At 49.2% G+C, this 24,773-nt stretch carries 22 protein-coding genes and 2 pseudogenes; 15 read left to right on the forward strand and 9 right to left on the reverse strand.

All coding sequences use genetic code 11. The features are described 5' to 3' along the window. Positions 1-12: 12 nt before the first annotated feature. From ispD to rpoS, 7 genes and pseudogenes are all read left to right on the forward strand, one after another. Positions 13-723, forward strand: coding sequence for a 2-C-methyl-D-erythritol 4-phosphate cytidylyltransferase (gene ispD / locus A7Z29_RS05560; RefSeq protein ID WP_000246152.1), 711 nt, complete (start codon positions 13-15; stop codon positions 721-723). After that, positions 723-1,202 (forward strand): 2-C-methyl-D-erythritol 2,4-cyclodiphosphate synthase, encoded by a 480-nt coding sequence (gene ispF, locus A7Z29_RS05565; protein WP_001219242.1) that lies wholly within the window; start codon positions 723-725, stop codon positions 1,200-1,202. The genes ispD and ispF overlap by 1 nt, the downstream gene beginning before the upstream one ends. Continuing rightward, positions 1,199-2,248 (forward strand): tRNA pseudouridine(13) synthase TruD, encoded by a 1,050-nt coding sequence (truD, locus tag A7Z29_RS05570; protein ID WP_085461082.1) that lies wholly within the window; start codon positions 1,199-1,201, stop codon positions 2,246-2,248. The genes ispF and truD overlap by 4 nt, the downstream gene beginning before the upstream one ends. Further along, the gene (surE, locus tag A7Z29_RS05575) at positions 2,229-2,990 is read left to right on the forward strand and encodes a 5'/3'-nucleotidase SurE (protein ID WP_032226071.1); all 762 of its coding nucleotides are present in this window, start codon (positions 2,229-2,231) and stop codon (positions 2,988-2,990) included. The genes truD and surE overlap by 20 nt, the downstream gene beginning before the upstream one ends. Next, the gene (gene pcm / locus A7Z29_RS05580; protein ID WP_000254703.1) at positions 2,984-3,610 is read left to right on the forward strand and encodes a protein-L-isoaspartate O-methyltransferase; all 627 of its coding nucleotides are present in this window, start codon (positions 2,984-2,986) and stop codon (positions 3,608-3,610) included. Before surE ends, pcm begins: the two co-directional genes overlap by 7 nt. Positions 3,611-3,794: 184 nt before the next feature. Continuing rightward, a complete protein-coding gene (gene nlpD, locus A7Z29_RS05585) occupies positions 3,795-4,889 on the forward strand; it encodes a murein hydrolase activator NlpD (protein ID WP_333642520.1) in 1,095 nt (364 codons plus the stop codon). A 62-nt stretch (positions 4,890-4,951) separates the two neighbouring features. Further along, positions 4,952-5,948, forward strand: a pseudogene (gene rpoS, locus A7Z29_RS05590) (RNA polymerase sigma factor RpoS). A 202-nt stretch (positions 5,949-6,150) separates the two neighbouring features. Here rpoS and pphB read toward each other — a convergent pair. Next, entirely contained in the window at positions 6,151-6,807 is a 657-nt protein-coding gene (gene pphB / locus A7Z29_RS05595; protein WP_105289910.1) for a protein-serine/threonine phosphatase, read from the reverse strand. Positions 6,808-6,912: 105 nt separating this feature from the next. Continuing rightward, positions 6,913-9,480: a DNA mismatch repair protein MutS gene (mutS, locus tag A7Z29_RS05600; protein ID WP_105289928.1), complete on the reverse strand. Its 2,568-nt coding sequence runs from the start codon at positions 9,478-9,480 to the stop codon at positions 6,913-6,915. 155 nt (positions 9,481-9,635) lie between these two features. On the opposite strand from mutS, the pseudogene A7Z29_RS24030 reads away from it, so the two are divergent. The 4 genes and pseudogenes from A7Z29_RS24030 to A7Z29_RS05615 form a co-directional block, all read left to right on the forward strand. Next, a pseudogene (locus A7Z29_RS24030) lies at positions 9,636-10,100 on the forward strand (integrase); the annotation flags it as partial. 211 nt (positions 10,101-10,311) lie between these two features. Further along, complete coding sequence (locus tag A7Z29_RS05605) at positions 10,312-11,670, forward strand: acyltransferase (RefSeq protein WP_105289911.1); 1,359 nt, start codon at positions 10,312-10,314, stop codon at positions 11,668-11,670. 5 nt (positions 11,671-11,675) lie between these two features. Then, positions 11,676-12,581 carry a DMT family transporter gene (locus tag A7Z29_RS05610; protein ID WP_105289912.1) on the forward strand — a complete coding sequence of 302 codons (906 nt, stop codon included), beginning with the start codon at positions 11,676-11,678 and terminating at the stop codon, positions 12,579-12,581. Positions 12,582-12,593: 12 nt separating this feature from the next. Continuing rightward, positions 12,594-13,490 (forward strand): hypothetical protein, encoded by an 897-nt coding sequence (locus A7Z29_RS05615; protein WP_105289913.1) that lies wholly within the window; start codon positions 12,594-12,596, stop codon positions 13,488-13,490. 80 nt (positions 13,491-13,570) lie between these two features. On the opposite strand, the gene A7Z29_RS05620 is transcribed toward A7Z29_RS05615, so the two are convergent. Beyond that, complete coding sequence (locus A7Z29_RS05620) at positions 13,571-14,455, reverse strand: LysR family transcriptional regulator (protein ID WP_198599416.1); 885 nt, start codon at positions 14,453-14,455, stop codon at positions 13,571-13,573. A 923-nt stretch (positions 14,456-15,378) separates the two neighbouring features. On the opposite strand from A7Z29_RS05620, the gene A7Z29_RS05625 reads away from it, so the two are divergent. After that, positions 15,379-15,732, forward strand: coding sequence for a nitrous oxide-stimulated promoter family protein (locus A7Z29_RS05625; protein ID WP_000015504.1), 354 nt, complete (start codon positions 15,379-15,381; stop codon positions 15,730-15,732). A gap of 38 nt (positions 15,733-15,770) precedes the next feature. Here the strand turns inward: A7Z29_RS05625 and flhA are convergent, their stop codons facing one another. The 6 genes from flhA to hypA all read right to left on the reverse strand — a co-directional run bounded on the left by flhA (position 15,771) and on the right by hypA (position 21,540). Next, positions 15,771-17,849, reverse strand: a complete 2,079-nt coding sequence (gene flhA, locus A7Z29_RS05630) for a formate hydrogenlyase transcriptional activator FlhA (protein WP_105289915.1) — start codon at positions 17,847-17,849, stop codon at positions 15,771-15,773. 73 nt (positions 17,850-17,922) lie between these two features. After that, a complete protein-coding gene (hypE, locus tag A7Z29_RS05635; RefSeq protein ID WP_001059917.1) occupies positions 17,923-18,933 on the reverse strand; it encodes a hydrogenase maturation carbamoyl dehydratase HypE in 1,011 nt (336 codons plus the stop codon). Next, positions 18,930-20,051 carry a hydrogenase formation protein HypD gene (gene hypD, locus A7Z29_RS05640; RefSeq protein ID WP_105289916.1) on the reverse strand — a complete coding sequence of 374 codons (1,122 nt, stop codon included), beginning with the start codon at positions 20,049-20,051 and terminating at the stop codon, positions 18,930-18,932. The genes hypE and hypD overlap by 4 nt, the downstream gene beginning before the upstream one ends. Beyond that, positions 20,051-20,323 carry a hydrogenase 3 maturation protein HypC gene (gene hypC, locus A7Z29_RS05645; protein WP_000334881.1) on the reverse strand — a complete coding sequence of 91 codons (273 nt, stop codon included), beginning with the start codon at positions 20,321-20,323 and terminating at the stop codon, positions 20,051-20,053. The genes hypD and hypC overlap by 1 nt, the downstream gene beginning before the upstream one ends. Continuing rightward, a complete protein-coding gene (hypB, locus tag A7Z29_RS05650) occupies positions 20,314-21,186 on the reverse strand; it encodes a hydrogenase nickel incorporation protein HypB (RefSeq protein ID WP_000337678.1) in 873 nt (290 codons plus the stop codon). The genes hypC and hypB overlap by 10 nt, the downstream gene beginning before the upstream one ends. Before the next feature lie 3 nt (positions 21,187-21,189). Beyond that, on the reverse strand, positions 21,190-21,540 hold the full coding sequence (gene hypA, locus A7Z29_RS05655) for a hydrogenase maturation nickel metallochaperone HypA (RefSeq protein ID WP_001516945.1): 351 nt from the start codon (positions 21,538-21,540) through the stop codon (positions 21,190-21,192). A 212-nt stretch (positions 21,541-21,752) separates the two neighbouring features. Here hypA and hycA point away from each other — a divergent pair, with 212 nt between their 5' ends. The 3 genes from hycA (at position 21,753) to hycC (ending at position 24,773) form a co-directional block, all read left to right on the forward strand. After that, the gene (hycA, locus tag A7Z29_RS05660; protein WP_000158052.1) at positions 21,753-22,214 is read left to right on the forward strand and encodes a formate hydrogenlyase regulator HycA; all 462 of its coding nucleotides are present in this window, start codon (positions 21,753-21,755) and stop codon (positions 22,212-22,214) included. 124 nt (positions 22,215-22,338) lie between these two features. Then, a complete protein-coding gene (gene hycB, locus A7Z29_RS05665; protein WP_001079186.1) occupies positions 22,339-22,950 on the forward strand; it encodes a formate hydrogenlyase subunit HycB in 612 nt (203 codons plus the stop codon). Then, on the forward strand, positions 22,947-24,773 hold the full coding sequence (gene hycC / locus A7Z29_RS05670) for a formate hydrogenlyase subunit 3 (protein ID WP_085461076.1): 1,827 nt from the start codon (positions 22,947-22,949) through the stop codon (positions 24,771-24,773). The genes hycB and hycC overlap by 4 nt, the downstream gene beginning before the upstream one ends.

Here is a 24,773-nt window from a genome sequence, read left to right on the forward strand (position 1 = left end):
CCAGGAATTAACATGGCAACCACTCATTTGGATGTTTGCGCCGTGGTTCCGGCGGCCGGATTTGGCCGCCGAATGCAAACGGAATGTCCTAAGCAATATCTCTCAATCGGTAATCAAACCATTCTTGAACACTCGGTACATGCGCTGCTGGCGCATCCCCGGGTGTCGCGTGTCGTCATTGCTATAAGCCCTGGCGATAGTCGTTTTGCACAACTTCCTCTGGCAAATCATCCGCAGATCACCGTTGTTGACGGTGGTGAAGAGCGTGCTAATTCCGTGCTGGCAGGTCTGAAAGCCGCTGGCGACACGCAGTGGGTGTTGGTGCATGACGCCGCTCGCCCTTGTCTGCATCAGGATGACCTTGCGCGTCTGTTGGCGTTGAGCGAAACCAGCCGCACGGGGGGCATTCTCGCTGCGCCGGTGCGTGATACCATGAAACGTGCCGAACCGGGCAAAAATGCCATTGCTCATACTGTTGATCGCAACGGCCTATGGCACGCGTTGACGCCGCAATTTTTCCCTCGTGAGCTGTTATATGACTGCCTGACGCGTGCATTAAATGAAGGCGCTACCATTACCGATGAAGCCTCGGCGCTGGAATACTGCGGTTTTCATCCGCAGCTGGTCGAAGGCCGTGCGGATAACATTAAAGTCACGCGCCCGGAAGATTTGGCGCTTGCCGAATTTTACCTCACCCGAACCATCCATCAGGAGAATACATAATGCGAATTGGACACGGATTTGACGTACACGCCTTTGGCGGCGAAGGCCCAATTATCATTGGTGGTGTGCGCATCCCTTACGAAAAAGGGCTGCTGGCGCATTCTGATGGCGACGTGGCGCTCCATGCGTTGACCGATGCATTGCTTGGTGCAGCGGCGCTGGGGGATATCGGCAAACTGTTTCCGGATACCGATCCGGCATTTAAAGGAGCAGACAGCCGCGAGCTACTGCGTGAAGCCTGGCGACGCATTCAGGCGAAGGGGTATACCCTCGGCAACGTCGATGTCACTATCATCGCTCAGGCACCGAAAATGCTGCCGCACATCCCACAAATGCGCGTGTTTATTGCCGAAGATCTCGGCTGCCATATGGATGATGTTAACGTGAAAGCCACTACTACGGAAAAACTCGGATTTACCGGCCGTGGGGAAGGGATTGCCTGTGAAGCGGTGGCGCTACTCATTAAGGCAACAAAATGATTGAGTTTGATAATCTCACTTACCTCCACGGTAAACCGCAAGGCACCGGGCTGCTGAAAGCCAACCCGGAAGATTTTGTGGTGGTGGAAGATTTAGGCTTTGAGCCTGATGGTGAAGGTGAGCATATTCTGGTGCGCATTCTTAAAAACGGCTGCAATACCCGTTTTGTGGCTGACGCGCTGGCGAAATTCCTGAAAATTCATGCGCGTGAAGTCAGCTTCGCCGGGCAGAAAGACAAACATGCAGTGACGGAACAGTGGTTATGCGCTCGCGTTCCTGGCAAAGAGATGCCCGATCTGAGCGCGTTTCAACTGGAAGGTTGTCAGGTGCTGGAGTATGCGCGCCACAAGCGTAAACTGCGTTTAGGGGCACTGAAAGGCAACGCCTTTACCCTGGTACTACGCGAAGTGAGCAATCGCGATGACGTTGAACAACGTCTGATCGATATTTGCGTAAAAGGTGTACCGAACTACTTTGGCGCGCAGCGTTTCGGTATTGGCGGTAGTAACTTGCAGGGCGCGCTGCGCTGGGCGCAAACCAATACTCCGGTACGCGATCGCAATAAACGCAGTTTTTGGTTGTCGGCAGCACGTAGTGCGTTGTTTAATCAGATTGTTGCTGAGCGCCTCAAAAAAGCAGAAGTTAATCAAGTTGTTGACGGCGATGCGCTACAATTAGCCGGGCGCGGCAGTTGGTTTGTTGCAACTCACGAAGAACTGGCGGAATTACAGCGTCGCGTCAACGATAAAGAGCTGATGATTACCGCAGCTTTGCCCGGTAGCGGCGAGTGGGGAACCCAACGTGAGGCTCTGGCATTCGAACAAGCGGCGATAGCCGAAGAAACTGAATTACAAGCTTTGCTGCTGCGCGAAAAAGTTGAAGCCGCGCGCAGAGCGATGCTGTTATATCCACAACAATTAAGCTGGAACTGGTGGGATGACGTCACCGTAGAAATCCGTTTCTGGCTTCCGGCGGGAAGTTTTGCGACCAGCGTTGTCAGGGAACTTATCAACACAACAGGTGATTATGCGCATATTGCTGAGTAATGATGACGGGGTACATGCACCCGGTATACAAACGCTGGCGAAAGCCTTGCGTGAGTTTGCTGATGTTCAGGTGGTTGCCCCCGATCGTAACCGCAGCGGCGCTTCAAATTCCCTGACGCTGGAATCCTCCCTGCGAACGTTTACCTTTGAAAATGGTGATATCGCTGTGCAAATGGGAACCCCGACCGACTGCGTCTATCTTGGCGTGAACGCACTAATGCGTCCACGTCCGGATATTGTGGTTTCGGGCATTAACGCCGGCCCCAATCTGGGGGATGATGTTATCTATTCCGGTACGGTAGCCGCCGCGATGGAAGGCCGTCATTTAGGTTTTCCGGCGCTGGCTGTCTCGCTTGATGGACATAAACATTATGACACTGCTGCGGCGGTAACGTGTTCCATTTTGCGCGCACTGTGTAAAGAGCCGCTGCGTACCGGGCGTATTCTCAATATTAACGTACCGGATTTACCACTGGAGCAGATTAAAGGTATCCGTGTCACTCGCTGCGGTACACGACATCCGGCAGATCAGGTGATCCCGCAGCAAGATCCGCGCGGCAATACGCTGTACTGGATTGGCCCACCGGGCGGTAAATGTGATGCCGGTCCGGGGACCGATTTTGCTGCGGTAGATGAGGGCTATGTCTCCATCACGCCGCTGCATGTGGATTTAACTGCGCATAGCGCGCAAGATGTGGTTTCAGACTGGTTAAACAGCGTGGGAGTTGGCACGCAATGGTAAGCAGACGCGTACAAGCACTTCTGGATCAATTACGTGCGCAAGGTATTCAGGATGAGCAGGTGCTGAATGCACTCGCCGCCGTGCCGCGTGAAAAATTCATTGATGAAGCGTTTGAACAAAAGGCCTGGGATAATATCGCGTTGCCGATAGGTCAGGGGCAGACAATTTCGCAGCCATATATGGTGGCGCGAATGACCGAATTACTTGAACTGACGCCGCAGTCGCGGGTGCTGGAAATCGGCACTGGTTCGGGATATCAAACGGCAATCCTGGCGCATCTTGTCCAGCATGTATGTTCGGTCGAACGGATTAAAGGCTTGCAGTGGCAGGCGCGTCGTCGCCTGAAAAATCTTGATTTACATAATGTTTCAACCCGTCACGGCGATGGATGGCAAGGTTGGCAAGCACGTGCGCCGTTTGACGCTATCATTGTAACGGCGGCACCGCCCGAAATTCCTACTGCGCTAATGACGCAACTGGATGAAGGCGGGATTCTCGTCTTGCCGGTCGGGGAAGAGCACCAGTATTTGAAACGGGTGCGTCGTCGTGGGGGCGAATTTATTATCGATACCGTAGAGGCCGTGCGCTTTGTCCCCTTAGTGAAGGGGGAGCTGGCTTGAATTGCGAGGAAATACCTGGAATTTTCCTGGTTATTTTGCAGCAAGTCAGCGTATCGTGAACATCTTTTCCAGTGTTCAGTAGGGTGCCTTGCACGGTAATTATGTCACTGGTTATTAATCAATTTTTCCTGGGGGATAAATGAGCGCGGGAAGCCCAAAATTCACCGTTCGCCGTATTGCGGCTTTGTCACTGGTTTCGCTATGGCTGGCTGGCTGTTCTGACACATCGAATCCACCGGCACCGGTCAGTTCCGTTAATGGTAATGCGCCTGCAAATACCAATTCAGGTATGTTGATTACGCCACCGCCGAAAATGGGAACGACATCTACAGCGCAGCAACCGCAAATTCAGCCGGTACAGCAGCCACAAATTCAGTCTACGCAACAACCACAAATCCAACCGGTACAGCCTGTCGCTCAGCAACCGGTGCAAATGGAAAATGGGCGTATCGTCTACAACCGTCAGTACGGGAATATTCCGAAAGGCAGTTATAGCGGCAGTACCTATACCGTGAAAAAAGGCGACACACTTTTCTATATCGCCTGGATCACCGGCAACGATTTCCGTGACCTCGCTCAGCGCAATAATATTCAGGCACCATACGCGTTGAACGTCGGTCAGACCTTGCAGGTTGGCAACGCCTCCGGTACGCCGATTACTGGCGGAAATGCCATTACCCAGGCGGATGCAGCAGAGCAAGGAGTTGTGATCAAGCCTGCACAAAATTCCACCGTTGCTGTTGCGTCGCAACCGACAATTACGTATTCTGAGTCTTCGGGTGAACAGAGTGCTAACAAAATGTTGCCGAACAACAAGCCAACTGCGACCACGGTCACAGCGCCTGTAACGGTGCCAACAGCAAGCACAACCGAGCCGACTGTCAGCAGTACATCAACCAGCACGCCTATCTCCACCTGGCGCTGGCCAACTGAGGGCAAAGTGATTGAAACCTTTGGCGCTTCTGAGGGGGGCAATAAGGGGATTGATATCGCAGGTAGCAAAGGACAGGCAATTACCGCGACCGCAGATGGCCGCGTTGTTTATGCCGGTAATGCGCTGCGCGGTTACGGTAATCTGATTATCATCAAACATAATGATGATTACCTGAGTGCCTACGCCCATAACGACACAATGCTGGTCCGGGAACAACAAGAAGTGAAGGCGGGGCAAAAAATAGCAACCATGGGTAGCACCGGAACCAGTTCAACACGCTTGCATTTTGAAATTCGTTACAAGGGGAAATCCGTAAACCCGCTGCGTTATTTGCCGCAGCGATAATTCGGCGGAACCAGGCTGTTGCTTGAGCGTTCCGTCAAGGGATCACGGGTAGGAGCCACCTTATGAGTCAGAATACGCTGAAAGTTCATGATTTAAATGAAGATGCGGAATTTGATGAGAACGGAGTTGAGGTTTTTGACGAAAAGGCCTTAGTAGAAGAGGAACCCAGTGATAACGATTTGGCCGAAGAGGAACTGTTATCGCAGGGAGCCACACAGCGTGTGTTGGACGCGACTCAGCTTTACCTTGGTGAGATTGATTGGTTATTCACCACTGTTAACGGCCGAAGAAGAAGTTTATTTTGCGCGTCGCGCACTGCGTGGAGATGTTGCCTCCCGCCGCCGGATGATTGAGAGTAACTTACGTCTGGTGGTAAAAATTGCCCGCCGTTATGGCAATCGTGGTCTGGCTTTGCTGGATCTTATCGAAGAGGGCAACCTGGGGCTTATCCGCGCGGTTGAGAAGTTTGACCCGGAACGTGGTTTCCGCTTCTCAACATACGCAACCTGGTGGATTCGCCAGACGATCGAACGGGCGATTATGAACCAAACCCGTACTATTCGTTTGCCGATTCACATCGTAAAGGAGCTGAACGTTTACCTGCGAACCGCACGTGAGTTGTCCCATAAACTGGACCACGAACCGAGTGCGGAAGAGATCGCAGAGCAACTGGATAAGCCAGTTGATGACGTCAGCCGTATGCTTCGTCTTAACGAGCGCATTACCTCGGTAGACACCCCTCTGGGCGGTGATTCCGAAAAAGCGTTGCTGGACATTCTGGCCGATGAAAAAGAGAACGGTCCGGAAGACACCACGCAAGATGACGATATGAAGCAGAGCATCGTCAAATGGCTGTTCGAGCTGAACGCCAAACAGCGTGAAGTGCTGGCACGTCGATTCGGTTTGCTGGGGTACGAAGCGGCAACACTGGAAGATGTAGGTCGTGAAATTGGCCTCACTCGTGAACGTGTTCGCCAGATTCAGGTTGAAGGCCTGCGCCGTCTGCGTGAGATTTTGCAGACTCAGGGGCTGAATATCGAGGCGCTGTTCCGCGAATAAGCAAGCATCTGTCAGAAAGGCCAGTCTCAAGTGAGGCTGGCCTTTTTCTTTTGTATGATCCGTCCTGAATAGCGTTGATGGTGACGCCGACTTCTGACAGTAAACTGGTGTGCGAAACCCGATGTCTTTATGAAGAAATTCATGACCGATATTGGCAATAGCGGATCTGAACCAGAGATGATCCTTATCCTGACTGGATTAATTATTTAATTTTATAAAACGATAACCGTCCGCTTTTCGGCGATCCGGTATCAATATAAATCTGGTTAGCGAATGTCTGAATGTTATCAAACATCATATGTCCAAATATAAAATAATCAGCACCGTTTATTTTTTGTAACTCGCCATTAAGCGACTTCTGCACGCGATCAACAGACCAGAGTAATTCGCTTTCCGCGATTTCTTTGCCAAAGTGATATTCATTACCCGGATAATCTGCATGTGCGATGACATATTTTATTAAATCGTTACTCAATTCGATAATATGCGGGAGATGATGAAATCTCAGTAACAGATCTATTGCTTCTTTTTTCTCTGAATCATTTAAATCAAAGAACCAGTCACCGCCGCTGGCTAACCACATACTGCCATCACCAGTCGCGAATGCATCAAGTGCCATCGCTTCATGGTTACCTTTCACGGAGGTAAACCAGGGCTGATTTAACAGGCGTAGCACATTAAGACTCTCCGACCCACGATCAATATTATCGCCTGTGGAAATAAGTAAGTCTGTTTCGTGACAAAAAGATAATTCATGCAAACGGGATTGTAATAATTGATAGTCACCATGAATATCACCAACAGCCCATATATAGCGGTAGTGATGAGCATCAATTTTTTGATAGCGTGTTGATGGCATGATTTTACCCTGTAAAATAATCTCTACTATTATACAGGGTATTTTTATTAGATTCGTCAGTTGTCGTTAATATTCCCGATAGTAAAAGGCTATCGGGAATTATTTTTACACCAGACTCTTCAACCGATAAATCCACTCCAGCGCCTGACGCGGAGTCAGAGAATCTGGATCGAGATTTTCCAGTGCTTCGACCGCTGGCGAGGTTTCTTCCGGCACAGAAAGTAGTGACATTTGCGTACCATCTACCTGTGTAGCGGCAGCATTCGGCGAAATGCTTTCCAGCTCACGCAGTTTCTGTCGCGCACGTTTGATCACCTCTTTCGGTACACCTGCCAGCGCAGCAACCGCCAGACCGTAGCTCTTACTCGCCGCGCCGTCCTGTACGCTGTGCATAAAGGCGATAGTGTCTCCGTGCTCCAGCGCATCGAGATGCACGTTGGCGACGCCTTCCATTTTCTCCGGCAGTTGAGTCAGCTCGAAGTAATGGGTAGCAAACAGCGTCAACGCTTTAATTTTATTCGCCAGATTTTCGGCACATGCCCACGCCAGCGACAGGCCATCGTAAGTCGACGTTCCGCGCCCAATCTCATCCATCAATACCAGACTGTACTCGGTGGCGTTATGCAGAATATTAGCGGTTTCGGTCATCTCCACCATAAAGGTTGAACGTCCGGAAGCCAGATCATCCGCTGCGCCAACACGGGTGAAGATGCGATCGATCGGTCCAATCTCGACTTTTTGTGCCGGTACGTAACTGCCAATATACGCCATCAGCGCAATCAACGCGGTCTGGCGCATATAGGTACTTTTACCGCCCATGTTCGGACCGGTGATGATCAACATCCGTCGCTGCGGTGACAGGTTCAGCGGGTTAGCAATAAACGGCTCATTCAGCACCTGTTCAACCACCGGATGGCGACCTTCGGTAATACGAATGCCGGGTTTATCGATAAAGGTCGGGCAGGTGTAGTTCAGGGTATATGCGCGTTCTGCCAGATTTACCAGCACGTCCAGTTCTGCCAGCGCGCTCGCACTCTGTTGTAACGCTTCCAGATGCGGCAGTAGCAGGTCGAACAACTCTTCATAAAGCTGTTTTTCCAGCGTCAGTGCTTTACCTTTTGAAGTCAGTACCTTGTCTTCGTACTCTTTCAGCTCCGGAATAATGTAACGTTCGGCGTTTTTCAGTGTCTGGCGGCGCATATAGTTAATTGGCGCCAGATGACTTTGCCCACGGCTGATTTGAATGTAGTAGCCGTGCACCGCATTAAAGCCGACTTTCAGCGTGTCCAGACCGGTACGTTCACGTTCGCGGATTTCCAGACGCTCCAGATAATCGGTCGCACCGTCAGCCAGCGCACGCCACTCATCCAGCTCTTCGTTATAGCCTGGAGCGATGACGCCACCGTCGCGCACCAGCACCGGTGGCGTGTCGATGATTGCTCGCTCCAGCAGGTCGCGCAGTTCGGCAAATTCGCCCATTTTTTCACGCAGCGCCTGTACTGGTGCACTATCGACATTTTCTAGCTGTGCACGCAGTTCCGGCAGTTGCTGGAAGGCATGACGCATACGAGCAAGGTCGCGCGGGCGAGCGGTACGCAACGCCAGGCGTGCCAGAATACGCTCCAGATCGCCGACCTGCCGGAGTACCGGCTGTAACTCGGTGGTGAAATCCTGCAATGCGCCAATAGTTTGCTGACGCTCAAGCAACACACGGGTGTCGCGCACCGGCATATGCAGCCAGCGTTTCAGCATACGGCTACCCATCGGCGTGACGGTGCAATCGAGCACGGAAGCCAATGTATTTTCCGCGCCGCCCGCCAGATTCTGGGTAATTTCCAGGTTACGACGCGTCGCAGCATCCATAATGATGCTGTCCTGCTCACGTTCCATAGTGATAGAGCGAATATGCGGCAGGGTCGTGCGTTGGGTATCTTTCGCATACTGTAACAGACAACCGGCAGCACAAAGCCCACGAGGCGCGTTCTCGACGCCAAAACCGACCAGATCGCGGGTGCCAAATTGCAGGTTCAACTGCTGGCGCGCGGTGTCGATTTCAAACTCCCACAGCGGGCGACGACGCAGGCCGCGACGACCTTCAATCAGCGACATCTCGGCGAAATCTTCTGCATACAACAGTTCCGCCGGATTGGTGCGTTGCAGCTCTGCCGCCATCGTTTCGCGGTCAGCCGGTTCGCTCAGACGAAAACGGCCGGAGCTGATATCCAGCGTCGCGTAACCGAAACCTTTGCTGTCCTGCCAGATAGCCGCCAGCAGATTGTCCTGACGCTCCTGTAGCAGGGCTTCATCGCTGATCGTGCCCGGCGTGACGATACGGACAACTTTGCGCTCAACCGGCCCTTTGCTGGTAGCCGGATCGCCGATTTGTTCACAAATCGCAACCGACTCACCTTGATTCACCAGTTTGGCGAGATAGTTTTCCACTGCATGGTAGGGAATACCCGCCATCGGGATCGGCTCGCCCGCAGATGCGCCGCGTTTAGTCAGTGAAATATCCAGCAGCTGCGATGCTCGTTTTGCGTCGTCATAAAACAGCTCGTAAAAGTCACCCATCCGGTAGAACAGCAGGATCTCAGGATGCTGGGCTTTCAGCTTGAGGTACTGCTGCATCATGGGCGTATGGTCTGAGAGATCCTTGTCGATAGACTCTTGCATATTGATTTTACTCATTTTTTAAGTCTTGCGGCTACCCATGTGGCCCCATGTGAAACCGCTTTAAACCCATATAAATCGATAAATTTGTGTATACCAGAAGCATACTGGTATGTAGTTGGCACATACTCTGACTTGCTGGTATACATATTATATAAATGACACTTTTTCAGCCGATTATAATCAATAAGTTATCTATCGACGTGAAATCAAAACTCGACCAGAAAGAGCGAGTTGTCTACTTACCTAATCCTGATCGAAAACCGTATCTTATCACTGACAACCGCAGGTATTCATCCGTGGGTTTTTGTATCAAAATCAGGTCACCCCAAAACGACCTGTATCATCAACGACGGGGGCAAGACGTCGAAACAGGTTATCAGATCTATGATTGGCAATGTTTGAGATTTTGCCAGCAATGAACGGGCGCGCGAGACTGCTCGCAAATTTGTTGAAACTATGAAATTTATCAGACGAAATCCGAATGCAGTAAAGCGAAAAACAGAGGCTTCTGAGCTAACGCTCAGTGAAGTTTTGCGCAATACGGAAGCCATCTTATAGGCAGATTGAAACCGGTAAAGCCCAACACACTGGATATGCTAAATAAAGCCCAAAAACGCCTGAAAAGGTAAAACAGTCAATTTGTTATTGATGAATGTTTTAGTCTCTGTGTATTTTACTCCTATATACACTTTATTTTAGAACTTTCAAGATAATCGCTATTGATAATGTCAATATCGGTATTGATATTATTTAATATCGCTCTTCCTATTCATTTAATATATTTATTAAAAGGATATAAGTTGAAACAACTAACGATAACGGAGTAAGTTGATGACAAGTAAAAACACCCCCACAGAAATAGAAGAAATCGAAATAAGCAATTCAGAAATGTTCCTATGCGACTTGGAAAAAAATATCAATTCTGAAAACAGTACCTCACCAATTTCCGATTACACTAGAGTTCTGAAATATCTGCGCAAAGAAGTACAGAAGGTAACAACTCAACGAGAAGAAATAGAATTTGCAATGCTTTTTAAAGAAAAATTGGCAGAATTTTCAAAACGCTATAATTTACCAGAAGATCATTTTTCAATTGACATCAGTGGTTCACAGTTTTTAGTTAAAGAATATGGAGGGGAACATCTCATTTCAACTACCCATTTTGAGAATGGCGCATATTTTAGTCATCCACATGCTGACCATCAGATGGAACTAAAGGCTGAGCAGATTCCTAAAATAAGGATAGGTCAATACGTTCGTTTTGGTAGAAATGCATCAGTTAATGCTGGCGGCGATATCACTATTGGCATTGGTGTATGGTTATCACCAGGAAGCCAACTTCTTCGGCAGAATCATGATCCCTACGGTCGTCCATCTGTAGGAGCCAGAACTGTTGCAATGACAACACTACCAGCTATAACCCTCTCTGATTATGCATGGGTTGGTAGAGAGGCTATGGTTGGATGGGCTGCAGACTATATTGGTAAAGCAAGCATTATTGCAACGAGAACGTTTGTAAACACATGGGTAGGAGATTATTCAGTTGTTGGAGACAGAGGGAAGGTTTTGCAATATATGCCATTTAAAGCATATTTACTGGAGCATAAAAAACTATCATTCAAAGAAATATTGATGATTGATGACTGGGTTTCTGTCGATGAAGAGTGGTTACGTTATTATCGGAATGAAGTTGAAGGTAATATCATAGGCCACATGTTACATGAAACAATACAACTAAATAATAAAGATGGTGTTTTAATTATTAATCCACCTGATGCCAATGGTCTTGCTGATTTTACTAAACAGAAGCTGGATATAATCTCAACTGAACGAAATATTTGTCCTTCTGTATTACAATGGTGTTTGAATAATGATTGCTATAATGTTCGATTTAGAGGGGATTTTAATCTCTTCTCATTACCCTTCTTGACTGGAGGCAGTGCTCATTATCGTAGAAAAACGGGATATTCTCTTATAATTTGCCACCTTTCTACTAAAGAAATTAATGATAAGTTAATGAATGAGATCATGCGAGTGGCTGCACCAGATGCTAAAATAATTTTGCAACAAGAAGCATATAAATTAATTTGTGAGTCATTGACTTCAGAATGTTTATATGGGGAATTTGTTTTTAATCGGGAAATTTTTTATGGTGAAAAATCATATGTTATGTTAGAGAAAAAAGGATAAAAATAATGCCTTATATAATGTTATCTCTAGCGGCTATATTCTGGGGCGGTAATTATGTTGTTGGTAAGATTATGGTGGTTAATATGGACCCTATTCTGTTATCAGAATTAAGGTGGCTACTTACCAGTATAATCCTTGTTGCATTTAATTTTATAGCAATTAAGAAAAATTATAATTTAATAATTCGCAATAAAAAATCCATTATACTATTGGCTATATTAGGGCAAGTAATGTTCCCAGTGGCATTATATATTGGATTGCAATACACAACTTCATTAAATGCCGCTATATACTTATCATCCACTCCAGGATTGGTTCTTGCATTTAACTGGATATTTTTTAGGGATTACATATCAAAATCAAATGTTGCTGGTGTTATAATTAGTACGCTAGGTGTTGCTTGGTTAGTTACAAAAGGTGATATAACAAATCTACAATTTTTAGAAAAAATTAATCGCGGTGACTATTGGACTATGATTTCCGCAGTTAGTTGGGCGATCTATTGTTCTTTCCTTAGAAAGAAACCGAAAGAAATTTCTGGAAATGTATTTGTAACTGCGTGTGCGGTGGTTGGTGCTATTGTGTTAATACCGTTTAGTTTAATTAGCTTGATTCACAATGGTGCATTAATAAAGTTCGATTCTGATTTTTATAACGTTATTGGTATGGCATATCTGGTTATTTTTCCATCCTGGCTGTCATATCTATTTTGGAGTAAAGGTATATCAATAATTGGTGCTACCAGGGGAGAGATTTTTACGCATTTAATCCCATTATCGGCAGGGGTACTAAGTGTCATATTTCTTAAAGTAAATTTAACACAATATCATGTGATAAGTATTATGGCGATATGCATAGGCGTTTTCCTTTGCTCTCGCCATGGAAAGAAGCCGCAGAGTAAAATTTCATAAAAGGGGATTTATATGAAATCACTTATCGACTGCACTATTAATGGGAATAGGTCTGTTATCCTCCAAAAAAAACATTGCAGTGAGGAATGTGTATATTTAATAAAGAATACATCAAGTTATGATCTTCTTTGTAAAAGTATTGAACAAAATATTTCTATATCTTCCTTAATGGATAAATTACCTGATATAAAACGTATACAACAAGAAAACATAAAAACTAACATATATAACATCCCGATGAAGCCAGCTGATGATAGAAATGTTTTTGTCAGTTCTTTTGGTCGGACACATAATACGTTGAATGGGTTACCTGCTGGAAATAGAGAGCTGGATTGGTTTTTTAAAGGAAATGGTACTACGTTACGAACTACAGGTGAACGTATAATCCTTCCTATGCAGTCTTTCTCAGGAGGTATTGAGGTCGAATATGTATTAGTCATTATAATAACAAACAACGGAAGGCCAAAGGTGGTTGGATATACAATAGCTAATGACTTCTCTGATGTTGGAATGAGGAAAATACATCCCAACTTAGCTAATCTATCGAAGTTGATGAGCACAGGAATCGGGCATGAGTTAATATTAACTGATAAAATACCAGAACATTCAAAAGTGGTCTGTAAGGTTGTACGTGAAGGTTCAGATATATGGCGGAAAGAAAGTGTACTCGGATTCGAAAATATGAGACATACCCAAAGCCAACTAATGGATATTTTATTTGGCAGTGACTTATTAAAATCTCCTGTTTATTCTGTTCATTATTTATTACTGGGGGCATCAATTAGTACCGATAAAGCTGGGGTTGAGTTACGTCATGGAGACACTATCATAATTGAAACTATAGAAGATGAGCTTCTTCTGCATAATTCTTATGAAGAAGAAGCTGTTATATATTCATGTTGCTCGTAAATGCCCAAAATTAGGGTTTGCATTTTGTGGCGGTAATAAATATCGCCACATATAATTATTTAATTCACTTGTGGAAATTTTTATTTGATCTCGTTTGAGTATTTTATCTCCCTGAAATAATCTTTGATAATACTAACCAATGATAGAACGAAATGATGTTGCGAGTCTTTTGCATAAGATAACACGGTATTAAATGGTGTAAACTCTCCTGAAATGTTGTGAATTTTTACAGAGTCTCTATACATAGGTGATGTGGCTAAAGTTTTGGGGACCATTGAAATACCTTTGTCTTTAGCCACGCCGGTAAAAAGAACAGAATAGGAACCACACTCTATAATCTTTTTAGGCTTAAATCCAGCGGTAGAAAATAGGATATTAAGATTTCTGGATGATGCACTCCTTTTACTATTTACCAGGAAGACACTATCTTTGAGTTCAGATAGATGTGTTATATCCCTTCTTTCCCGAGAGGATATAATGACCATATCGTCAGAAAATAGATGGACATGATAGTTATTTTCTGCAACTATGCCCGCTCCAGTAATAACAATGTCCAGATCTCTGCTTTGTAGTCTTTCGGCTAATTCTAAAGAATTGCCTAGTGTTATATCAATATCTATTTTTTTATCACTAGCCCTATCAAGAATGGCATGTAAATGTTCAGCCGACAGGCTTGAAATACTGCCTAGCTTAATTTCACGATAAGTATTATCTGTATGTAGTTTACCTTCAAGTTCGTCAATCAGTGACAAAATTTTCTGAGCATAGTCATATAATAATCGTCCTTGTAAAGTAGGGAATACGCCGTCGTTCCGTCGTTCCAGGAGTGAAACTCCAACCTTACTTTCTAATTGTTTCAGACGTAATGAAATACTGGACTGAGTTCTGTATAAAAATCGTGCAGCTTGAGTGACACTGCCGGTATCAACTGTAGCCATAAAAGCCTTTAATTCAGAAATTTCCACATTTAGTCTCTCAAAATAAATAGATTTCCAGTGCTGCCGGCGGTTTTTCATATGCGTCTATAAGATTCTGTTATCTGCAGTACTCTTACAGATGCATCGCAATCGAATATTTGCCGCTATGGATTACTTATAGTCCGTAAATAGAATCGAGAGTTGTCTCCTTGGTTTATCCTCTTCCTGTTGGTGCTTAATGTATTCCCATTGATTTTGCCCCGCCACCGCCGGACAGCATTTAGTATGCTTCAGTTAATGTTATCTATTGCTGCAAGGTTCAGCTATGTTGCTCTTAAATTTGGCTTTGGTATGAATCCGATATAGCCTTTTTCACAAATTGTTTAGACATGCCATTGATCTGCAGACCGCTAGCTGCTGTTGTGCTGGGGGGAAGATTTAGTTCTCTGGTGATATTTCTTTAATAATCTGTATATCAGATAGAATGAATCGTGATTATCGCATGGGTATTTTATATATTTAAAAAAATGATCTCCTTGAGGGGAGTTGAGGCTCTAAACGCAAAAATTATTCTCATTCTTTGTAGCTTCATTACATCCAGGAACATGATATAAAATTAAATTTTATTTATTAACATGCCGCTGCATCATCGGAGTATGGGCGTCGAAATTTTCTATTACACTCATGGAGTTAGATCCGGTTCCCTGATGTTAAATGTAGTGTGATGGTTTTTATTTTCGTTGTAATCACATAAGGCACACATGATACCGGAGTTAATCATTTCAGGGGAAGACACGAAAGGTGAGTTCTTGATGTCGGTTCCGGGAAAAATGCTGCTTTGCAGCGTTTGCTTGTTGGCTGTGGAGAAGGGGCGCAACATTGTCTGGTTGAAGAAACCTTCTCCTTCAGAGCCATAGTCCCCTTTACATTTAAGTTGTAATATAAATGCACCTTAAGAGTGTGGAGGCAGCATGTCCGGTAAGCGTATCTCTCGTGAAAAACTGACGATTAAAAGAATGATCGATCTTTATCAAGCGCAATGCCCGCAGGCGTCAGCGGAGCCGGGGCATTACGATGCGCTGTTTGCTTACGCGCAAAAGCGGCTGGATAAATGTGTGTTCGGCGAAGAGAAACCAGCCTGTAAGCAGTGTCCGGTTCACTGTTATCAGCCAGCAAAGCGTGAGGAGATGAAGCAGATTATGCGTTGGGCAGGGCCGCGAATGCTGTGGCGTCATCCGATCTTAACCGTGCGTCATCTGATTGATGACAAGCGTCCGGTGCCGGAATTGCCGGAAAAATATCGCCCGAAGAAACCACGTGAATAGCGTGCCGGATAGATCTTCCTGTCCGGCACTCCAGACGATTAAACCAACGCCGCTTTATCAATTCCCAGCCGCTTCATCCGTGACAGCAGGGTGGTGCGTTTTAACCCCAGACGTTGCGCAGCGCCTTTCGGACCCGCGACTACGCCGTTCGTCTCTTTTAATACGCGAACAATCAGTTGATATTCATCTTCGCCTTCCTGAGCGACGACCGTTGCAGCAGGCGGCGTTTCGGGTTCTGGCAGTGAGATATCGGGTAAAGAGAGTTGTAGAACATTACCGCGAGTCAGCAGTACCGCACGCTCAATAACATTTTCCAGTTCGCGCACGTTACCCGGCCATTCCATGTTGCTCAATATGCGCAGTGTCTCGGCAGGAATGCTGTCGATATTGCGCCCCAGTCGGCGGGCAATTTTGAAGGTAAAGGCTTTCGCCAGCAGCGGAATATCTTCCGGGCGCTCGCGTAACGGCGGCAGGTGGATCGGGAAGACGTTCAGGCGGTAATAGAGATCGCTACGGAACTCGCGGTCGGCGACCATTTTTTTCAGATCGCGATTAGTTGCGGCGATTAAACGCACGTCTGTCTGAATGATTTTGTTGCTGCCGAGGCGTTCAAACTCCTGCTCCTGCAATACGCGCAGCAACTTCGGCTGTAACTCCAGTGGCATATCACCCACTTCATCGAGGAACAGCGAACTTTTATCCGCCAGTTCAAAACGACCGATGCGCTGGGCGCTGGCACCGGTAAAGGCACCACGTTCATGACCAAACAGATCGCTTTCCAGTAATCCGGCAGGCATCGCCGCGCAGTTCATTTTCACCATGCGACGATTATTACGCCCACTGAGATTATGGATTGCGCGGGCAATCAGCTCTTTACCCGTGCCAGTTTCACCGAGGATCAGAACGGTACTGTCGCTTTGCGCCACCATCTCAACTTGTTTAAGCACGCTGTACATGGCTTCGCTGCGACCAATAATCTCGCCAAATTCACTATCTACATTGTTGAGTTGTTCAGTCAGGGCTAGGTTTTCATCAACCAGCCGCTCTTTCAGACGGTGGATTTCCTGGTAGGCGAGGGCATTATCGACGGCGATTGCCACTCGTTCGGCAATCTGGCGCAGCAAACTCAGGTTGGTGGTGGTAAATGTTTTCTCTTCGCACTGTGCCAGTTTCAGCACGCCCAGCATGGTATTGCCAGACATCAACGGCAGCAGGCACAGCGTCTGGATCTGGTTGCCCCAGGTATCGAACAACATGCGTTCGTAGGGGGCTAAATCATCCCGCTCGTGGAGATTAATCAGCAGCATCTCTTTGCTTTTAAATACGCGCTCGGTGAGGGTTCCGGCCTCATCAACTTCACTCTGTTCGTGAGTGGGATGCTGTTTATCGAGATAGTGAGTGGAGTAGACGTTGAGTTTGTTTTTGCGGTGGCTGCGTAAGACGATGCTGATATCGTCAATGTCGAAGTAGTAGTGGATCTCTTTCGCCACTTCGCTGACCAGTTCGTCCATGTCCAGGCGGGAGAGTACCGCATTGGTGATGGCAACCAGAATGCGGAAGTTATCCCGTTCCCGACATAACAGTTCGTAGTCGACATTGTTGATGATGCGACTCTGAATTTGCTCGGTGACAACAGAAACAATCTGCGTAAAGGTTTGCAGGCGATTGAACTCTTTTTCGCTCCACGGGCGATCGTCATAACGAATAAATTCACAGCCGCCAAAAATATGTCCTTCCGCTGCCTGTGGCATCAGGCAATAGTGACCAAATTTAGGGTATAGCCCGCTTGTGGCCAGTTGTGGCCAGGTTTCACAAAATTCTTCGTAGCTGCAATGCAGCGTATCAGGACGTGACAAAATGCTGCGCACCGGCCCATGTGCCAGAACGGTTTCGTCTTCGTATTTTATAGGGGGTTCTTTGTCATGCGACGCGTAATAAGTCGCACGTTGAGTCTGCGCTTGCCACAACACAATCGCCGCGTTGTCGGCGAGCGCAGAACGCTTTACCAGTTGCGAAAGAGCCTCACACAGCGAGGCCAGATCGGGCTGCTGCAATAGTGTCCGAGTGATGTCGAACAACCCTTGTTGCCCGAGATCACTCATCGGTGTATACGACATGTTGTTCTTCCAGGAAAGCACCGCTAAGCGGTGCAAAAGGTAAATGACAAATTATAGGAGCTTTAGATTTTTATTAGCATATACGAGGCAGCGGTTCGGCGTGAGGTAGATCGAGAGTTCGTTTCACGCCATAAAGCCCTGCGAGACGAACACCTTTACGTTCCACCACTTCGCCAATTAACGCCGCATCCTGTCCTAGTGGATGGGAATGCAGCGCCGCCAACACTTGCTCAGCCGCGTTACGCTCTACGGCAATCACCAGCTTACCTTCGTTGGCAAAGTTGAGGGCGTCCAGCCCCAGCAGCTCACAAACGCCGCGCACGGCAGGTTTAACCGGTAACGCAGCTTCTGAAAGTTCAATGCCGCAACCGCAGGCTGCCGCAAACTCATGAACCACCGCATTCACCCCACCACGGGTGGCATCGCGCAGCGCCTTCACGCCGGGAATGTCTCGCAGCGTCTGAATCAGCGGCGTCAGCACCGCGCAGTCGCTGACCAGTTCGCCATCCAGCCCCAGTTGTTCGCGCAAGTTAAGGATAGTCGCACCGTGGTCGCCGAGCGTACCGCTAACCAGCAATACATCGCCGGCGGTCAGGGTTTGTGCACCCCAGTGAATATTTGCCGGGATCGCGCCCATGCCTGCGGTGTTGATAAACAGTTTATCTGCCGCCCCACGCTGCACCACTTTGGTATCGCCGGTGACAATAGCAATGCCAGCCGCACGGGCAGTTTCAGCCATGCTGGTGACCACGGCTTTCAGCGTCTCCATCGGCAATCCTTCTTCAAGGATAAATCCACAGGAGAGATAGCGTGGAATTGCGCCGCTGACCGCCACGTCATTCGCCGTGCCGCAAATCGCCAGCTTGCCAATATTGCCACCAGGAAAGAACAGCGGGTCAATGACGTAACTGTCGGTGGAGAACGCCAGACGGTCGCCTTCCGCCACCAGTTGTGCCAGGTCAAGACGCGCCTGATCTTCCTGCTCTGCCAGCCACGGATTCGCAAAGGCTTCCATAAACAGGCTGTTGATTAATTGCTGCATCGCCTGGCCGCCGCTGCCGTGGGCGAGTTGGATATTATTCACGCTTCACTCTCCTGCTGACGATACTGATACCACGCGGCGCACGCTCCTTCAGAGGAGACCATCAGCGCGCCGAATGCGGTTTGAGGATTACAGGTGTTACCAAAAAGCGGGCATTGATGCGGCTTACATTTGCCCGTCAATACTTCGCCACAGCGCGCGCGTGGGTCATCGCAAACCTGCTGCGGTGCCGGGCGGAAATGCGCTTCAGCGTCAAATCGCTGATAATCCGGCGTCAGATGCACGCCAGAAGATTCAATCACGCCTAAGCCGCGCCATTCGCTGTCGCCGTTGACGCAGAACACATCGGCAATCGCCTGTTGCGCCAGCAGGTTACCTGCGTCAGGCACCACCCTACGGTACTGATTCTCTACTTTGCTGTGGGCCGCTATTTTCTGCTCTACCAGCATCACCACGCCTTGTAGTAGATCAAGTGGTTCGAAACCAGCGACCACCAGCGGACGATTAAAATCGCTGGCGATAAAATTATAGGCATCGGTGCCGATAACCATACTGACGTGGCCTGGCGCGAGGAACGCATCAATGCCATTGTCCGGTTGTTCCAGCAAACTGCGCAGCGTGGGGATAAGCGTAATGTGCTGGCAGAAGAAGTAAAAGTTCTGCACATCGTGGGCTTTTGCCTGTTGCAGGGTGATGGCGGTGGTCGGCATGGTGGTTTCAAACCCTAAACCGAAGAACACCACTTTGCGGGTTGGGTTCTCTTGCGCCAGTTTCAACGCATCCATTGGCGAGTAAACGATGCGCACATCGGCACCGCGTGCTTTTGCCTGCAACAGTGACCCCTGTTTTCCAGGTACGCGCATGGCGTCGCCAAAGGTACAGAAAATCACTTCCGGATGGCTGGCAATCTCCACGCAGGTGTCGATTCTGCCCATCGGCAGTACACACACCGGGCAGCCCGGACCGTGGATAAACTCAACGTTTTCCGGCAGCAACTGGTCAAGGCCGAATTTAAAAATGGCGTGGGTATGACCGCCGCACACTTCCATAATTCGCAGAGGACGTTCGGCGGTGTAAGAGAGATGTGAAGCACGTTCGCGCAGATGCTCAATTAACTGCATCACCTGTTCCGGCGCGCGATATTCATCAACAAAACGCATTATTTTTCCTCGCCATACAACAGCGCGCCGACATCCGGCTCAACGTCAAACATATTTTGTAATGCGTCGAGGGTGTCGCGCGCTTCGGCTTCATTAATTACGCTCATGGCAAAGCCAACGTGAACCAGTACCCACTGACCCACGCGCGGCTGACCGTTTTCATCGCAGCTGCCGACTAACGTTAAATCGACATCGCGCTGAATGCCGCAGACGTCGACTTTCGCCTGGTTGCCGTCAATGGTGCGAATCTGGCCGGGAACGCCTATGCACATCGCTGTGTCTCCAGCCAGTTCAGCCACTGGTCCATCCCTTCGCCGCTGGTGGCGGAAATGAGGATGATTTCAATTTCTGGATTGACTTCGCGGGCGCAGGCGATGCATTTCTCAACGTCGAAATTGAGATACGGCAGCAGGTCAACTTTGTTGAGCAGCATCAGCGAGGCGGCGGCAAACATATGCGGATATTTCAGCGGTTTGTCTTCGCCTTCGGTAACGGAAAGCACCGCAACTTTATGTTTTTCACCCAGATCGAAGCTGGCCGGGCATACGAGGTTGCCGACGTTTTCGATAAACAGAATACCGTTATCGTCCAGTGGCAGACGCGGCGCGGCGTCGGCGATCATCTGTGCGTCAAGATGGCAACCTTTACCGGTGTTCACCTGAATCGCTGGCGTGCCGGTAGCGCGAATACGTGCGGCATCGTTCACGGTTTGCTGGTCGCCTTCAATCACCGCGCACGGAACGCTGTCTTTCAGGCGCATTAAGGTTTCCGTCAGCAGCGTGGTTTTACCGGAACCGGGGCTGGATACCAGGTTGAGCACCAGTTGATTACGGGCAGCAAAACGCGCGCGGTTACGTTCAGCCAGGCGATTATTTTTGTCCAGCACGTCAATTTCGACTTCCAGCATCCGGCGCTGGCTCATGCCCGGCGCGTGTGTGCCTGCTTCGCCATGACCGTAATGCAGGTCGCCCTCTTCGGTCTGGCTGGGGGTAAATTCAGGCGCTTTAATGCCGGTTATTTTCATCTTCGGGCGTGCAGCCGGGGCAAAAGGCGCGCTACGAAACGCGGAATGAGGGTTATGTTCATCACCCTCGATATACAGGTTGCCTTCACCGCAACCGCATGTTGTACACATCGCTCACTCCTGGTCTATTTCTATCCGCCGAATCTGTAAACCGTCGTCTGCCACAATGCGCAGCATGTCGCCATGACACTGTGGGCAGCGGCGGACGCGCTGGGTCAGTAGCGTCACATACTGTTGGCATGTTTCACACCAGCATTCGGCCTCTTGTTCTTCGAGGTGCAGTTTACAACCTTCCGCCACGCTGCCACGGCAAACCAGATCAAAACAAAAGGCAAGAGAGCTGGTTTCGACACAAGAAAATGCGCCAATTTTGAGCCAGACCCCAGTTACGCGTTTTGCACCGTGCTTTGCGGCCTGTTGTTCAATCAATTCCAGTGCCCGTTGGCAGAGGGTTATTTCGTGCATATCGCCTCCCATTAACTATTGCCAGCTATAAGCAATAATTGTGCCAGTGTTGACTATCCCTGCGGTGAATAATGTCGATGATGTCGAAATGACACGTCGACACGGCGTCGAAATTCAGCGGAATCATAAAAATCACCTAAATAACAATGAATTAAAAATTGGCACAAAAAATGCTTAAGGGCAGGCATCTCTGTTAAACGGGTAACCTGACAATGACTATTTGGGAAATAAGCGAGAAAGCCGATTACATCGCACAGCGGCATCGTCGCCTACAGGACCAGTGGCATATCTATTGCAATTCGCTGGTTCAGGGGATCACGTTATCAAAAGCGCGTTTGCATCACGCGATGAGCTGCGCGCCAGATAAAGAACTCTGTTTCGTTCTTTTTGAACATTTTCGCATTTACGTCACCCTGGCGGATGGCTTTAACAGCCATACCATCGAGTATTACGTCGAAACGAAAGATGGCGAAGACAAACAGCGGATTGCACTGGCTCAGTTGAGCAGTGACGGCATGATTGATGGCAAGGTCAACATCCGTAATCGCGAACAAGTGCTGGAACACTATCTCGAAAAAATCGCCGGCGTTTACGACAGCTTATACACCGCCATTGAAAACAATACCCCGGTGAATTTAAGCCAACTGGTAGAGGGACAAAGCTCGGCAGCATGAGCTGAGGCTTTGCCCGTTTTGCAGGCGTCATGCCTGTTTGGGGATGGGCGTGTCGATGAGTGTCGAAAATGACATTTCATCGGCATGTTTTCGTCAAAAATGACAATCACCTGAGGAATGCCTGGTGAATCGTTTTGTAATTGCTGACTCCACGCTCTGTATCGGCTGCCACACCTGTGAGGCCGCCTGTTCAGAGACGCATCGCCAGCACGGCCTGCAATCCATGCCGCGCCTGCGAGTGATGCTAAATGAAAAAGAATCTGCACCGCAGCTCTGTCACCACTGTGAAGATGCGCCCTGTGCGGTGGTCTGCCCGGTTAATGCCATCACCCGCGTTGATGGTGCCGTGCAGTTGAATGAAAGTCTGTGCGTAAGCTGCAAACTTTGCGGCATCGCCTGCCCGTTTGGCGCAATTGAATTTTCCGGCAGCCGTCCGCTGGATATTCCGGCAAATGCCAATACCCCGAAAGCGCCACCGGCACCGCCTGCTCCGGCGCGTGTCAGCACATTGCTTGACTGGGTGCCGGGCATTCGCGCGATCGCCGTCAAATGTGATCTTTGTAGCTTTGATGAACAAGGTCCAGCTTGCGTGCGGATGTGCCCAACCAAAGCCCTGCATCTGGTGGATAACACCGATATCGCCCGCGTCAGCAAACGTAAGCGTGAGCTGACTTTTAATACGGACTTTGGCGATCTCACCTTGTTTCAGCAGGCTCAAAGTGGAGAGGCTAAATGAGCGCAATTTCCCTGATCAACAGCGGCGTGGCGTGGTTTGTTGCCGCCGCTGTTCTGGCATTTCTCTTTTCTTTTCATAAGGCGCTGAGTGGCTGGATAGCCGGGATTGGCGGCGCGGTTGGTAGCGTGTACACAGCAGCAGCAGGTTTCACCGTGCTGACGGGGGCGGTCGGCGTGAGCGGTACGCTGTCACTGGTAAGCTACGATGTGCAAATCTCTCCGCTTAACGCGATTTGGTTGATAACCCTCGGCCTGTGCGGCCTGTTTGTCAGCCTCTACAACATTGACTGGCATCGCCACGCGCAGGTGAAATGCAACGGTTTGCAGATCAATATGCTGATGGTTGCCGCCGTGTGCGCCGTCATTGCCAGCAATCTGGGCATGTTCGTGGTAATGGCCGAAATCATGGCTCTGTGCGCGGTGTTTCTCACCAGCAACAGCAAAGAGGGCAAACTGTGGTTTGCGCTGGGGCGTCTTGGCACTCTGCTGCTGGCGATTGCCTGCTGGCTGGTCTGGCAACGTTACGGCACGCTGGATCTGCGCCTGCTGGATATGCGCGTGCAACAGCTGCCGCTCGGTTCCGATATCTGGCTGCTCGGCGTGATTGGCTTTGGTCTGCTGGCCGGGATTATCCCGCTGCACGGCTGGGTGCCGCAGGCTCATGCTAACGCTTCTGCGCCTGCTGCCGCGCTGTTTTCCACGGTGGTAATGAAAATCGGCCTGCTAGGCATTTTAACCCTGTCTCTGCTGGGCGGTAACGCGCCGCTGTGGTGGGGAATTGCGCTGCTGGTGCTCGGCATGATCACCGCGTTCGTCGGTGGTTTGTATGCGCTGATGGAGCACAACATCCAGCGTCTGCTGGCTTACCACACACTGGAAAATATCGGCATCATCCTGCTGGGGCTGGGGGCTGGCGTAACGGGTATCGCGCTCGAACAACCGGCGCTGATTGCTCTTGGCCTGGTCGGTGGCCTGTACCATCTGCTTAATCATAGCCTGTTCAAAAGCGTACTGTTCCTTGGGGCGGGTAGCGTCTGGTTCCGTACTGGTCATCGCGATATCGAAAAACTCGGCGGCATTGGCAAGAAAATGCCGGTTATCTCCATCGCCATGTTAGTCGGGCTGATGGCAATGGCTGCGCTGCCGCCGTTGAACGGTTTTGCCGGTGAATGGGTTATCTATCAATCCTTCTTCAAACTGAGCAATAGCGGAACGTTCGTTGCCCGTCTGCTGGGGCCGCTGCTCGCAGTGGGTCTGGCAATTACCGGTGCGCTGGCGGTGATGTGTATGGCGAAAGTCTATGGCGTCACGTTCCTCGGTGCGCCACGTACCAAAGAAGCCGAAAACGCCACCTGTGCGCCGCTCCTGATGAGCGTCAGCGTAGTGGCACTGGCGATTTGCTGCGTAATTGGCGGTGTTGCTGCGCCGTGGCTGCTGCCGATGCTCTCTGCTGCTGTACCTCTGCCGCTGGAGCCTGCTAACACCACCGTTTCTCAACCCATGATCACGTTGCTGCTGATTGCCTGCCCGCTGCTGCCATTCATCATTATGGCGATTTGCAAAGGCGACCGTCTGCCGTCGCGTTCCCGTGGCGCGGCATGGGTGTGCGGCTACGACCATGAAAAATCAATGGTGATTACTGCTCATGGTTTTGCCATGCCGGTGAAACAGGCGTTTGCGCCGGTGCTGAAACTGCGCAAAGTGCTGAATCCAGTGTCGCTGGTGCCGGGCTGGCAGAGCGAGGGGAGTGCGTTGCTGTTCCGCCGGATGGCGCTGGTTGAACTGGCGGTGCTGGTGGTGATTATTGTTTCACGAGGAGCCTGA

It is taken from the genome of Escherichia sp. MOD1-EC6842 (genome assembly GCF_002965705.1).
Classification (GTDB): domain Bacteria; phylum Pseudomonadota; class Gammaproteobacteria; order Enterobacterales; family Enterobacteriaceae; genus Escherichia; species Escherichia ruysiae.